Source organism: Ruegeria sp. YTSC002, from assembly GCF_059609845.1.
In genome coordinates this window covers 396404-409404 of the sequence record NZ_JBXWML010000001.1, presented here as the reverse complement: position 1 = coordinate 409404, position 13001 = coordinate 396404, and the positions used below count along the sequence as shown (strand labels likewise).

Here is a 13001-nt window from a genome sequence, read left to right as displayed (position 1 = left end):
GGTTCCTGTTTCTTTCGGAAATGGAGTGAAAATGGGGCAGATGTTGAAATGTGTCTCGCCGATCGACGGATCGGTTTTTGCCGAACGTGAAGTGTTGTCGCGAGAGGCCGCTTTCGGGGCCGCGGCCCGCGCTCGGGCTGCTCAGGCGGACTGGGCGGCCCGTCCGTTGCAGGAGCGGATTGATCTTGTGATGGCTGGCGTGGCCGCCGTTGGCGCCATGAACGATGAGATCGTGCCCGAACTGGCCCATATGATGGGTCGCCCGGTGCGTTATGGTGGTGAATTCGGTGGGTTCAACGAACGCGCAAGCCACATGGCGAAGATTGCAGAGACGTCTCTGGCAGATATCGCCGTGGGCGAGGATGCGACGTTCAAGCGTTATATCAAGCGCATCCCGCATGGGGTGGTCTTTGTGGTGGCACCCTGGAACTATCCTTACATGACGGCGATCAACACGGTCGCACCGGCGCTTATCGCGGGCAACACGGTCGTCCTGAAACACGCGACACAGACCTTGCTGGTGGGCGAGCGCATGGCAAAGGCGTTCCATTCGGCAGGAGTGCCCGAGGACGTGTTCCAGAATGTGTTCCTGAGCCATGACGTGACCAACAATCTGATCGCGGGCAATGCATTTGATTTCGTGAACTTCACCGGATCAGTCGGCGGCGGTCAGGCGATGGAACGTGCCGCGGCCGGCACGTTTACCGGCGTCGGCACCGAACTGGGGGGCAAGGACCCCGGCTATGTCATGGACGACGCCGATCTGGATGCGGCGGTCGAGACGCTGATCGACGGGGCCATGTTCAACTCGGGCCAGTGCTGTTGCGGGATCGAGCGGATCTATGTCCACGAAAGCCTCTATGACGACTTTGTCGCCAAGGCAGTGGGCATCGTGCAGGGCTACAAGCTGGGCAACCCGCTGGACGCCGAGACAACGATTGGCCCGATGGCCAATGTGCGGTTTGCCGATGAGGTGCGAGCCCAGATCGCCGAGGCGGTTGCAGCCGGTGCGGTCGCGCATATCGACACCTTCGCAGAAGACGATGGCGGCGCGTATCTGACACCGCAAATCCTGACCAATGTCACCCATGACATGCGCGTGATGCGGGACGAAAGCTTTGGGCCAGTGGTGGGCATCATGAAAGTGTCATCCGACGAAGAGGCCATCGCCTTGATGAATGACAGTGAGTTTGGCCTGACCGCCAGCCTGTGGACCCGGGATGTGGATCGTGCGGTGCGGGTGGGTGACCGGATTGAAACGGGCACTGTGTTCATGAACCGCGCCGACTATCTGGACCCTGGCCTGTGCTGGACGGGCTGCAAGAATACCGGGCGTGGCGGCGGTCTGTCCGTGATTGGATATCACAACCTGACACGTCCCAAATCCTACCACCTCAAAAAGGTAACGGGCTAAGGACGACGGCCTGCTTCGGACCCACCCCCTCGCCGAAGCAGGCCTTTTTTTGCAAAGGAAACCTGACATGACACTTGTTGGAAACTGGTCCTATCCGACCGCCATCAAATTCGGAGCCGGGCGCATCAGGGAATTGCCCGAAGCCTGCGCCGCCGCCGGAATGAAGAAACCCTTGCTGATCACGGACAAGGGGCTGGCCGATCTGCCCATCACCAGCGCGACACTGGATATCATGGAGGCCGCCGGTTTGGGCCGCGGGGTGTTCAGCGATGTGGACCCCAACCCGAATGAGAAGAACCTGGAAGCCGGAGTTGCGGCCTATAACGCAGGTGGCCATGATGGGGTGATCGCCTTTGGCGGCGGCTCGGGGCTGGATCTGGGCAAGATGGTCGCCTTCATGGCCGGTCAGACGCGCCCAGTTTGGGATTTCGAGGATATCGGCGACTGGTGGACGCGAGCCGACGCCGACGTTATCGCGCCAATCATTGCCGCTCCGACCACCGCAGGGACAGGATCGGAAGTGGGCCGCGCGAGCGTCATCACCAATTCCGAGACCCATGCCAAGAAGATCATCTTTCATCCCAAGGTTCTGCCGACCGTGGTGATTTGCGACCCGGAGCTGACCGTCGGAATGCCCAGGTTCATCACGGCAGGAACAGGCCTGGACGCCTTTGCGCATTGCGTCGAAGCCTTCTCGAGCCCGCATTATCACCCGATGAGCCAGGGCATCGCGCTGGAAGGGATGCGGCTGGTGAAGGAATACTTGCCGCGCGCTTATTCTGACGGCACCGATATCGAGGCCCGCGCCCAGATGATGAGCGCCGCTGCCATGGGTGCAACGGCTTTCCAGAAGGGTCTTGGCGCGATCCACGCGATGAGCCATCCAATTGGCGCGGTATTCAACACCCATCACGGCACCACGAACGCGGTCTGCATGCCCGCCGTGCTGAACTTCAACGCCCCCGCCATTGCAGACCGGTTCCAGCAAGCCGCGGCATATCTGGGCATCGACGGCGGCTTCGATGGTTTTTGCGCCTTCGTGCAGGATTTCAACGACAGCCTTGGCATCCCCCGCACTCTGTCCGACCTAGGTGTGACCGAAGCTTCAATACCAGAGCTTGTCGAAGGCGCGATCATCGATCCTTCATGCGGTGGAAATCCGATTGAGTTGACGAAAGACAACCTGACTCAGCTGTTCAAAGCAGCGCTGTAAGAAACCAAAGGGCCCGGCGAAACCTGCCGGGCCCTTCGCGTTCGGATTGCCAAGATCAGATCAATGCCCGGTCAAAACCAGAGTGTTCACCGGCATCAGGATCAAACGCAGGCGCAGACCCGCTGCATGCACCACGCCGATCGTGTCCACCACGTGCAGGAAGGCCGCCTCCCAAAAGCCCAGATCTTCGTGCTCCAACCGCTCGTGATTGTCTGTGTAGACATTGGCCAGACAATTGCTGCCCGGTGGAATGTCATCGGCCATACCTTTGTACAGCGGCTCCATATAAACCAGAATCGAGCCCGGATTATTGTTGGTCTGCACATCCCGCAATTCATCCGATGGGCGGATCTGGCCGGAAGGAATGACATCCTGCACCTCGACCACCACGGTGGGGATCACGGTGAATGGCTTGGTCATGCAGCCCAATTCGCCAATCATGCCCGGCTTGATCACCTGGGCAGACAGCTGGCTGAAAGCGGCCTGAAAGCGGTCATGTCCGGTGTGCGATGGCACTAGAACACCAGCAGGGCGCAACAGCGGGCTTACGTAATCACCGACCTGAAGGCCGAACTGTTCGACCCGCCCCGTGACGCCCGCTATGATTACGGTTTTGTCCAATTCGGTCTGCGCAGCATCCAGTTGCGCAATGGCACTTGCCAGCTGCGCGGGGATCAGTTCTTCAATCTGCTGCTCAACCGCAGCACGTTTGGATTCCGCTGCAAGAACCTGGGCCTCTCGCTGGGCAACAAGGTTTTCCAGCCTCTCAATCTCGGCCAGCCTTACCGCGCTTGACCCTTCGTCACGCAGGGTTGTGTTGCGCTCAAGATCCTCCAGAGACTGGGCAAGCGCTGCCTTGGCACCTGCAATTCCAGCTTCGGCCTCGGCCAAATCGGTTTCCGCAACCTTAAGTGAGGCCTGCACCTGTGCAATCTGCGCATTTGCCGCCTGAACCTGTGCAGTCTGGCTGAAATCCTCGATCCGGAAAATCGGTTGCCCAGCGGTTACCAGTTCGTTGTTCTTGACGAAAACCTCGGAAACACGGCCACCCAATTGCGGCAGAATGGTCACTGTTCGGAAATAGGATGCCGCGGTTTTACTGGCCGGATGAAAATAGAACAGCGTGGTGATCACGGTCAGCGCCAGAATGGCACAGGTGGTCAAACCCCACCGCAATTCGTACCACATGGTAAACAAGGTAATCTCGTGACCGATCCGCTTACCCTGAACGAACCGGCGGAACAGATAGTCGGGCAGCACAGTTACCAGGGCGCAGAGCATGGTCTCGATCATGTGGTGTGCTCCTGCGTATCGCTGGCTTCGGACTCCGGCGATGCCGGTACCGTTGTTTCAGGCACTGTCTGCGGAACAGGAGACGGACCCAAAGAACGAATGGCATCGGCAATATTTCTAAGCGGGGTGGCAAAATCCGGAAACTGGAACCCCGCGACCAGAATGGCGGCAATCCAGAAAAGCCCATTATGTGTGAACAGTGCCAGCAGCGCCAGAATACCCACCAATTGGAATTGCGGGTGATTGTTTTCGTGGGCCATTTTTTCAGGAACCGAATGAAGTGTCAGGTATCCGACACCGATCAACACCACCAGAACGACGAAAAAAACGACCATTGCGGAGAAAAGGTAATCGCTTCCGTCAGCTGCGACAACGTATCCGGGAATATGCCCTGTGGCCATTGGATGAAGGTCTGCTGCGGTCACCTTACCCTCCTGTTTATTTTGATACTTCTTTGACCGGGTTGAAGCGCAATTTCAAGGCTGCTTATAGTCTGAAAACCCGAACGCGTGGCGAATAAGGAGCATTAGGGTCAGCATGGAATTCAAGAAACCCATTGCATATCCGTTTCGAACGGATCGCAAGTCATGATTGATTTCCTAGTCATCGGCGGCGGAATCGCCGGGCTGAGCGCCGGTGCGCGCCTGTCGCAACACGGCACTGTGGTGGTTCTCGAAGCCGAAGACGCCCTGGGCTATCACGCATCGGGCCGGTCGGCGGCGTTGTTCGAAGAAAGCTATGGGCCTCCCTCGGTCGTCGCCCTGAACAAAGCGGGGGCCGCCTTTCTTCATACGCAGAATGGCGGTTACCTGACACCGCGCGGATTGATGCTGGTCGGAGCAATTGACCAGCCCGACATTTTTGAGGCCGATCGCGCCGATCTGAACATGGTGAAGATACCGATGGATCAGGCGATATCGCGCGTTCCGATCCTGAACCCGGACAAGGTCGGGTTTGCAGCCATCAGCGAAGCGGCCTTTGACATCGATACAGATCGCCTGTTGCAGGATTTCGCCCGGACCATCCGGCAAAACGGAGGAACGGTTTCGACGAAAAGCAAAGTCACCGACATTCGAAAAGAAAAGCACTGGGTGGTCGAGGCCAATGAGATCTTTGAAGCCCGCATTCTGGTCAACGCAGCCGGTGCCTGGGTGGATGAGGTTGCGCAGCTTGCAGGGCTGCCCGGTATCGGCATCATACCCCGTCGTCGGTCAATGGCGCGTCTGCCCGCCCCCGGAGGGCATGACGTTTCTGTCTGGCCGATGATGCTGGGCGCTGGCGAGACATGGTACGCCAAACCGGATGCGGGCAAGCTTCTGGTCTCACCCTCCGAAGCCGATCCGGTTCCGCCGCAGGATGCCTATGCAGATGATATGGTGCTGGCAGAGGGGCTGGCGCGGTATGAAGAGCTGATGACCGTGCCGGTCACAAGGGTTGAAACGAATTGGGCAGGTTTGCGCAGTTTTGCCCCGGATGGGACCTTGGTGCTTGGGCGCGACCCGCTGGACCCTTCGTTTGTCTGGTGTGGCGGTCAGGGCGGGTATGGCTTTCAAACCTCACCAGCGGCCTCGCAACTGTTGAGCGATCTTGTTGTTGGAAACACACCCGAACTGGAACCTGAAATAGTAGGCATGTTGACCCCTGACAGGCTGAAACGATGATCAAACGCAGCCTCCCCTCTTCTGCAAGCGTCGCCAATGCGTCTGAAGATGGCAAGCTGGTGGCCCCGGCAGCATCCCGGAACACGGACGCCCTGTGTGCACTGCTGCAAGAATGGGGCCCGTCCCGGGGCCAGGCATTGGAAATCGCAAGCGGAACTGGTCAGCACGTCAGGGCCTTCGCCGAAGCGCTGCCCGGGCTGACGTGGCAGCCTTCGGAAGTTGACCCAGAGCGGCGCGTAAGTATCGACGCCTATACCCGAAACCTGCCAAATGTCACGCCGGTCGCAGAACTGGATGCAACGATATCAGGCTGGCACAGGCGGTTTAACGGCCAGGATCTGATCGTTTTGATAAACTTGATTCACTTGATCAGTTGGCAGGAAACCAGAACCCTCGTTTCGGAAGTCGCCCAATCCCTGTCACCAAAGGGGCGGTTCATCTTGTACGGCCCGTTCAAACGCTCGGGCCTACTCACCAGTGACGGGGATGTTCGCTTTCATGAGGCTTTGTTTCAACAAGACCCCGAAATCGGTTACAAAAACGACGAGGACATTCTGGACCTGTTCAAAAACGTTGGCCTGCACGCGTTGGCACCGGTCGAAATGCCTGCCAACAATCTTGCATTCATTGCCGAGCGCCCTGACGTCTGATCGAGATCAAAGTCAAACAGCTGCACCCCACTTCATATTCCAGTTGAAAAATATGAAGAAGGGCACTCAGCAATGGCATGGCAAGAAAAACTCTCGGCGACACGAAAGAGTTTGCGAAACCTGAACGGATCCATCCCCGATACCACGCGCGCATTCGGAGCGCTTGGCAAAGCCGTCAAAGAGGGCGGGACGCTCGACTACAAGACGAAGGAACTCATTGCGTTGGGCATGTCGATCAGCCTGCGCTGCGAACCCTGTATCACCCTGCATACCGAAGCTTTGATCAAGGCAGGTGCGACACGGGAAGAAGTGTCCGACGTGCTGGCCATGGCGATCCAGATGGGCGGTGGCCCAGCCATGATGTACGCGGCCAAGGCGCTGGAATGCTTCGACGAACTCTCAGCATGACAAAAAGAAAAGGCCCCGAAGGTTTCCGGGGCCTTTCTTCGATCAACCGTCCTTGCGGATGGTTTCGTTTTTCGGGTCGTAGGGGCTGTCGCAGGTCACGACCGCATCCCACAGCTTGTCCTGCATCTTGACCTTCAGTTTTGTGCCTTCGACTGCCAGCTCGGGCTTTACATAACCCATGCCGATGGACTTCTCGAATGCCACGGAATACCCGCCCGAAGTCAATCGACCCACACGCTCGCCTTCCGGTGTGTACAGTGCCTCGCGGCCCCATGGGTCGGCATCCTCCGGCCCATCGATCAGCAGGGTACAGCATTTCACGCGCACGCCGGTCTCTTCCAGCTTGGCCTTGCCGTAGAAGTCTTTCGACAAGTCGACAAAGCGCGGCAGGTCGGCTTCCAGCGGGGTGGCGTCGCGGCCCAGTTCGGTGCCGAAGGCGCGATAGGATTTCTCCTGCCGCAGCCAGTTCTGGGCGCGGGCACCGACCAGTTTCATGCCGTGCTTCTCACCGGCTTTTTCAAGCAGGTCGAACAGGTAGTTCTGCATCTCGATCGGGTGGTGCAACTCCCAGCCCAGTTCACCGGTATAGGCCACGCGGATCGCGTTGACCGGGCACATGCCCAGTTCGATCTGACGGGCCGACAGCCACGGGAAGCGCTTGTTGGACAGCGCGGTTTCAGGCTCGGCGTCCTTGATGACCTCTTTCAGAACGTCGCGCGATTTCGGCCCGGCGATGGCAAAGACGCCCCATTGGGTGGTCACGTCCTGGATTTCGATGTAACCGAACTCGTCCATCTTGTCCTCGGCCGCCTTGCGCAGGTAATCGGCGTCGTACTCCGTCCAGGCCCCGGCAGAGACGAGGTAATAGTTGTTCTCGCCATTGCGGACGATGGTGTATTCGGTACGGGTGGTGCCGTGCGAGGTAAGCGCATAGGTCAGGTTGATGCGACCGACCTTGGGCAGCTTGTTGCAGGTGAACCAATCCAGGAACTGGGTGGCACCGGGGCCTTTGACGACATGCTTGGTGAAGGCCGATGCGTCGATCAGGCCAACGCCTTCGCGGATCGCCTTGGCTTCTTCGACGGCATATTGCCACCAGCCGCCACGACGGAACGACCGGCTTTCCTTGTCGAAGTTCTCGGGCGCATCGACAGGGCCGAAATAGTTCGGACGTTCCCAGCCGTTGACCCAGCCGAATTGTGCACCGCGTGCTTTCTGACGGTCGTATGCCGGAACGGTCCGCAGCGGGCGGCAGGCTTCACGCTCTTCGTCGGGGTGGTGCAGGATGTAGACGTGCTCATAGCACTCCTCGTTCTTGCGCGCCGCGAACTCGGTGGTCATCCAGTTGCTGGAATAGCGTTTGGGGTCCAGCGAGGCCATATCGATCTCGGCTTCGCCATCGACCATCATCTGCGCCAGATAATAGCCGGTGCCGCCTGCTGCGGTAATGCCAAAGCTGAAACCTTCGGCCAGCCACATATTGCGCAGGCCCGGCGCAGGCCCAACCAGCGGGTTGCCGTCAGGCGTATAACAGATCGGGCCGTTGAAATCGTCTTTCAGGCCGGATTCAGCACAGGACGGCACACGCTCGGCCATGGCCATGTACTGATCCGCAATCCGGTCCAGATCCAGCGGGAACAGATCCGCGCGGAAGCTGTCCGGCACACCGTGTTCAAACCGTGCGGGGGCGCCATGCTCATAGATGCCCAGAATCCAGCCGCCGCGTTCTTCACGGGCATAGGATTCATTGTCCGCGTCGCGCACGACGGGGTGTTCGGGGTTGCCCGCTTCACGCCATTTGACCAACTCCGGGTCTTTGTCCATGACGATGAACGTATGCTCGACCGGGATCGCCGGCATCTTGATGCCCAGCATTTTGGCGGTGCGCTGTGCGTGGTTGCCCGATGCAGTGACAACATGCTCGGCAGTGATCACGACCTTCTCATCGCTTTCGACAAGATTGCCGCCTTTTTCCACCATCTTGGTGCAAGTGACTTCCCAATGGGTACCGTTCCAGTGGAAGGCATCCGCCTGCATCTTGCGCACGATCTCGACACCACGCTGACGGGCCCCCTTGGCCATCGCCTGCGTCACGTCCGCCGGGTTAATGTAGCCGTCCTCGGTGTGGTAGATCGCGCCTTTCAGATCCGATGTCTCGATCAGCGGCCAACGCTCCTTGATCTGCTCAGGCGTCAGCCACTCATAGGCAACATCGCAGGTTTCGGCGGTGGACGCGTAGAGCATGTACTCGTCCATGCGCTCCTGCGTCTGTGCCATGCGCAGGTTGCCGACGACGGCAAAACCCGCATTCAGTCCGGTTTCTTCTTCCAGCGTCTTGTAGAAATCGACCGAATACTTGTGGATGTGAGTTGTCGCATAGGACATGTTGAACAATGGCAGCAGACCAGCCGCGTGCCACGTGGACCCGGACGTCAGCTCGTCCCGTTCGATCAACATCACATCATCCCAGCCCGCTTTGGCCAGATGATAGGCAATCGAGGTCCCAACGGCGCCGCCGCCAACGACCAGTGCTTTGACTTGGGTTTTCATAACCGGGCGTCTCCCCTTGAAATCAGTTGACACCATATGGCGCACTTGAAGGGGATCGCGCGACATTCATCCGACCAGTGATATGAAAAAAACGACCCGATCATCGAATGCGGGCCGCAGATCGGTCATGAAACCCGTGATCTCAACCGCTGGAGCGACAGCGCTTGCTTGTCCCGATCGTGGTGCAGACGAGTTTCTTAGTCTCCTCTGCCGGTGTCTTCGCCGCAGGTTCCTCTGGCTGTACAGGTTGAGCCTTTGCATCAAGCCGACTGTCCGAAATCCCGACACGCGCGGATACCGAGGCAACATAACCTTTGAGGCCCAGCCCGGTCTCGGATGCCTTGGCCTGCTGATAATAATCCAGCCCAGCAACGACAACTCCACAGACTGCTGCAAACCCTGCCAGATATTTTGCACTCATGTCGACCACCTGTTCTCAATCGAGGATGTGAAACCAGAACATGTGGACGATTTGAAGGCGCAATGCGGGCCAGAACGCGAAAACCGCTAGGATTGGCCCGCCAAAACCTTGCCGGGATTCATGATATTTTCGGGGTCCAGAGCGGCCTTGATCGCCGCCATATACTGCGTGGCAGCACCCAGTTCCTTGATGAGGTAAGGCATTTTGCCCTGACCGATTCCGTGTTCACCTGTACAGGTGCCTTCCATTGAAATTGCCAGATCATTCAACCAGCCGACAAACTCTTCGGCTTTGGCAACTTCTTCGGTATTTTCCATGTCGATCAATAGAAGCGAGTGGAAGTTCCCATCCCCCACATGCCCGACCATTGGCGCGAGCAAACCAAGATCGGATGCCTTCTGTTGGGTGCTGGTCACACATTCCGCCAGACGCGAGATCGGCACGCAGACATCCGTTGAAATACCGCGCGCGCCGGGGCGCAGTTGCAGGCACGCCCAATACATATCATGCCGGGCCTGCCAAAGCTTGTTCCGTTCTTCGGTGGTCGAGGTCGCAGCAAAATCCGTGCCGCCGAACTCCTCGGCGATCTGACCAAAGGTTTCAGCCTGTTCCGCTGCACCGCTTTCAGAGCCATGGAATTCAAGCAGCAACAATGGCGTTTCCGGCAGGCATAGCCCGGAATAGGCGTTTGCCGCCTGAACCGACATTTCATCCAGCAACTCTATTCGGGCGACCGGAATGCCATACTGAATGGTCATCATCACAGCCCGACACGCTGCATCGACCGATGGAAAAGAACACCTGGCCGAGCTGATCGCTTCGGGGATACCCTGCAACCGCAGAGTCAGCTCGGTGATGATCCCCAACGTACCTTCCGCCCCAATCAGAAGGCGTGCCAGATCATACCCGGCCGATGATTTCTTGGCCCTGTGACCGGTACGGATGATCTGGCCGTCCGGCATGACCGCCTCGAGGCTGAGAACGTTGTCCCGCATCGTTCCGTATCGCACCGCATTGGTGCCTGACGCGCGGGTCGCGGCCATACCGCCCAGCGAGGCATTCGCCCCCGGGTCAATCGGAAAGAACAACCCCTGATCCCGCAAATGGGTGTTCAGCGCCTCACGCGTGACGCCGGGCTGCACGACGCAATCCAGATCTTCGGCGTGGACAGCCAGCACCTTGTCCATCTGCATCAGATCGACCGAGATCCCCCCCGCTGGCGCATTCACATGCCCTTCCAGCGACGTTCCAGTGCCGAATGGGATCACCGGCACCCTGTGCGCGGCACAGGTTTTGACGATTTCCGAAACCTCCTGCGATGTATGCGGGAAAACCACAGCATCCGGGCTCTGGTTTTCGATCCAGGTCGTGGTGTGCCCGTGCTGTTCCCGGATTGCGGCACCCGTTTGCAGCCTGTCGCCAAAGCGTTGTTTCAGAACGCCTATGGCGGTTTCGATACCTGTTTCATTCCGAGGCAAAGCGGTCGCCTGCACCATCGTCATCCTCCCTTGCCGCAGCACATCGCGGGCCTTTCAGTCTATGACTAATTGGCCCACCAAGTGCGGGCAATCCCCACAAATACCGAGGGTCTATTCGCCCAGCGCGATACCTTCGCGACGGGGGTCAACGCCACCGCTCAGCCCTTCGCCGATTTCGATGGCGTGAAGGCCAGATGTCAGGTCACGCGGGTTTACCTCGAACCCAAACTGAGTCAGCCCGTCGGAAAAGCCTTCGGCAGAGGTCCCGGCCTCGACATCATACGTCCCGAAACGATTGACGAGATGCGGCAGCGACACGGCTTGTTGCACATCCATGCCCCAGTCGGCCCAGGCGATGATCGATTTGGCCACATAGCCGATGATCCGACTGCCGCCCGGAGAACCAATGGCCAAAACCGGTGTGCCATCCTGCATCACGATGGTTGGGCTCATGGAGGAACGCGGGCGTTTTCCGGGCTCCAGCCGGTTGGCGATCGGCACGCCGTTACTGTGGGTCTTGAACGAAAAATCCGTCAGTTCGTTGTTCAGAAGGAACCCGTTTGTCATCAGGCGTGAACCAAAGCCGTTCTCGATGGTCGTGGTCATCGACAGCACGTTGCCATAGCCGTCGACGATCGAGATATGCGAGGTCGAAGGCAATTCCAGCGACACGTCATCCGCCCAGTTCAGCGCGTGATCGAATTCCGGCTGACCGGGTCCGACATCTGCCAGCGCGCCTTCGGTATCCAGCAATTCCGCTCGTTGCGACAGGTAGGCCGGATCAACCAGCCCCTTGGTCGGCATGGGTACGAAATCGCTGTCGGCCATGTAGCGGCCCCGGTCCGCAAAGGCGAGGCGCGAAGCGTCTCCGATCAGCCGCCAGGCCTCGGCGCTTTCCGGCCCCATGGCCGCCAGATCATGGCTGTTCAGCATCCCCAGAATTTGCCCCACGGTCAGCGCACCCGACGACGGCGGGCCCATGCCGCAGACTTCATAGGCGCGGTATTCTGCGCAAACCGGCTCGCGCTCGATCACCTGATACAGCGCAAGATCCGCACCGGACAGAACACCGGGATTGCCCGGAGCGTTGCGAACCGTGCGCACGATATCCGCGGCAATCTCACCGCCGTAGAATCCGGCCGCCCCGTCACTGGCCAGCACACGCAATGTTTCGGCATAAGCCGGGTTCATCAGGCGCTGCCCCTGTTGCAGCGGTGCGCCCCCCGGCAGAAAATACGCGGCCGTTTCCGGAAAGCGCGACAAACGCTCGGCATCTTTTTCGACAAGGCTGGCCAGGCGCGGGGACACCAGAAAGCCTTCATCCGCCAATCTTATTCCATCGGCAAACAATCCGGGCCACGAGGAACGCCCCCAGCGGCGATGCGCCTCTTCCAGCAAGGCAGGTGTGCCCGGCGTCCCCACAGACAGCCCACCGACAACCGCATCGAAGAATTTCAGCGGTTCACCATTTTCGTCCTGAAACAAGGTCGGCGTGGCCGCCAGCGGCGCCGTTTCACGCCCGTCCAGAGTTGTGATCTGACCGGTCGCTGCATCGTACCAGACCAGAAACGCACCGCCGCCCAAGCCCGAGGATTGAGGCTCGACCAGGCCCAGCACGACCTGCACCGCAACCATGGCGTCTGCGGCAGACCCACCTGCGCGCAATACTCTGGCGCCGGCTTCCACCGCCAGCGGGTTGGCCGCGGCGACCATCCAGTTCTGGGACGTGACCGGAACGCCATCCAGCTTGGCCTTGAGCGCCGCGATGACCTCGTCGGTCATGGCCTGTACCTGCCCTTTCGTGGCCGTTTCCGGCGCAACGGCATCGGCCGCTTCCTGAGCGAACCCCGGAGCTGCAAAACAAAATGCAGAAAACAGTAGAACTGAAACACGTCTCATCTGATCAAATCCTC

At 59.1% G+C, this 13001-nt stretch carries 11 protein-coding genes; 5 read left to right on the top strand and 6 right to left on the bottom strand.

Features of this window, described 5'->3' with window-relative positions:
• Positions 1-31 precede the first annotated feature (31 nt).
• On the top strand, positions 32-1414 hold the full coding sequence (locus AC2FFD_RS02030) for an aldehyde dehydrogenase family protein (protein WP_496871687.1): 1383 nt from the start codon (positions 32-34) through the stop codon (positions 1412-1414).
• A 67-nt stretch (positions 1415-1481) separates the two neighbouring features.
• Positions 1482-2627, top strand: coding sequence for an iron-containing alcohol dehydrogenase (locus AC2FFD_RS02025; protein WP_496871686.1), 1146 nt, complete (start codon positions 1482-1484; stop codon positions 2625-2627).
• A gap of 60 nt (positions 2628-2687) precedes the next feature.
• Here the strand turns inward: AC2FFD_RS02025 and AC2FFD_RS02020 are convergent, their stop codons facing one another.
• Positions 2688-3920: an HlyD family secretion protein gene (locus tag AC2FFD_RS02020; RefSeq protein ID WP_170343585.1), complete on the bottom strand. Its 1233-nt coding sequence runs from the start codon at positions 3918-3920 to the stop codon at positions 2688-2690.
• A complete protein-coding gene (locus tag AC2FFD_RS02015) occupies positions 3917-4345 on the bottom strand; it encodes a hypothetical protein (RefSeq protein WP_257599167.1) in 429 nt (142 codons plus the stop codon). The genes AC2FFD_RS02020 and AC2FFD_RS02015 overlap by 4 nt, the downstream gene beginning before the upstream one ends.
• A 162-nt stretch (positions 4346-4507) precedes the next feature.
• Here AC2FFD_RS02015 and AC2FFD_RS02010 point away from each other — a divergent pair, with 162 nt between their 5' ends.
• From AC2FFD_RS02010 to AC2FFD_RS02000, 3 genes are all read left to right on the top strand, one after another.
• Positions 4508-5581, top strand: coding sequence for an NAD(P)/FAD-dependent oxidoreductase (locus AC2FFD_RS02010; RefSeq protein ID WP_496871683.1), 1074 nt, complete (start codon positions 4508-4510; stop codon positions 5579-5581).
• A complete protein-coding gene (locus AC2FFD_RS02005) occupies positions 5578-6231 on the top strand; it encodes a DUF938 domain-containing protein (protein ID WP_496871681.1) in 654 nt (217 codons plus the stop codon). The genes AC2FFD_RS02010 and AC2FFD_RS02005 overlap by 4 nt, the downstream gene beginning before the upstream one ends.
• A 72-nt stretch (positions 6232-6303) precedes the next feature.
• On the top strand, positions 6304-6639 hold the full coding sequence (locus AC2FFD_RS02000; protein WP_170343582.1) for a carboxymuconolactone decarboxylase family protein: 336 nt from the start codon (positions 6304-6306) through the stop codon (positions 6637-6639).
• Between the two features lie 42 nt (positions 6640-6681).
• On the opposite strand, the gene AC2FFD_RS01995 is transcribed toward AC2FFD_RS02000, so the two are convergent.
• The 4 genes from AC2FFD_RS01995 to ggt all read right to left on the bottom strand — a co-directional run bounded on the left by AC2FFD_RS01995 (position 6682) and on the right by ggt (position 12987).
• Entirely contained in the window at positions 6682-9189 is a 2508-nt protein-coding gene (locus AC2FFD_RS01995) for a GcvT family protein (protein WP_496871679.1), read from the bottom strand.
• A 142-nt stretch (positions 9190-9331) separates the two neighbouring features.
• A complete protein-coding gene (locus AC2FFD_RS01990) occupies positions 9332-9610 on the bottom strand; it encodes a hypothetical protein (RefSeq protein ID WP_170343580.1) in 279 nt (92 codons plus the stop codon).
• 86 nt (positions 9611-9696) lie between these two features.
• Positions 9697-11106: an FAD-binding oxidoreductase gene (locus AC2FFD_RS01985; protein ID WP_496871676.1), complete on the bottom strand. Its 1410-nt coding sequence runs from the start codon at positions 11104-11106 to the stop codon at positions 9697-9699.
• A 93-nt stretch (positions 11107-11199) separates the two neighbouring features.
• Positions 11200-12987 carry a gamma-glutamyltransferase gene (gene ggt / locus AC2FFD_RS01980; RefSeq protein WP_496871674.1) on the bottom strand — a complete coding sequence of 596 codons (1788 nt, stop codon included), beginning with the start codon at positions 12985-12987 and terminating at the stop codon, positions 11200-11202.
• Between the last annotated feature and the right edge of the window lie 14 nt (positions 12988-13001).

What these genes read in the sequence shown, in the direction of transcription:
- AC2FFD_RS02030 (WP_496871687.1), top strand. Translation starts at nt 32, where the DNA reads ATGGGGCAGATGTTGAAATGTGTCTCGCCGATCGACGGATCGGTTTTT.
- AC2FFD_RS02025 (WP_496871686.1), top strand. Translation starts at nt 1,482, where the DNA reads ATGACACTTGTTGGAAACTGGTCCTATCCGACCGCCATCAAATTCGGA.
- AC2FFD_RS02020 (WP_170343585.1), bottom strand. Translation starts at nt 3,920, where the DNA reads ATGATCGAGACCATGCTCTGCGCCCTGGTAACTGTGCTGCCCGACTAT.
- AC2FFD_RS02010 (WP_496871683.1), top strand. Translation starts at nt 4,508, where the DNA reads ATGATTGATTTCCTAGTCATCGGCGGCGGAATCGCCGGGCTGAGCGCC.
- AC2FFD_RS02005 (WP_496871681.1), top strand. Translation starts at nt 5,578, where the DNA reads ATGATCAAACGCAGCCTCCCCTCTTCTGCAAGCGTCGCCAATGCGTCT.
- AC2FFD_RS02000 (WP_170343582.1), top strand. Translation starts at nt 6,304, where the DNA reads ATGGCATGGCAAGAAAAACTCTCGGCGACACGAAAGAGTTTGCGAAAC.
- AC2FFD_RS01995 (WP_496871679.1), bottom strand. Translation starts at nt 9,189, where the DNA reads ATGAAAACCCAAGTCAAAGCACTGGTCGTTGGCGGCGGCGCCGTTGGG.
- AC2FFD_RS01990 (WP_170343580.1), bottom strand. Translation starts at nt 9,610, where the DNA reads ATGAGTGCAAAATATCTGGCAGGGTTTGCAGCAGTCTGTGGAGTTGTC.
- AC2FFD_RS01985 (WP_496871676.1), bottom strand. Translation starts at nt 11,106, where the DNA reads ATGGTGCAGGCGACCGCTTTGCCTCGGAATGAAACAGGTATCGAAACC.
- ggt (WP_496871674.1), bottom strand. Translation starts at nt 12,987, where the DNA reads ATGAGACGTGTTTCAGTTCTACTGTTTTCTGCATTTTGTTTTGCAGCT.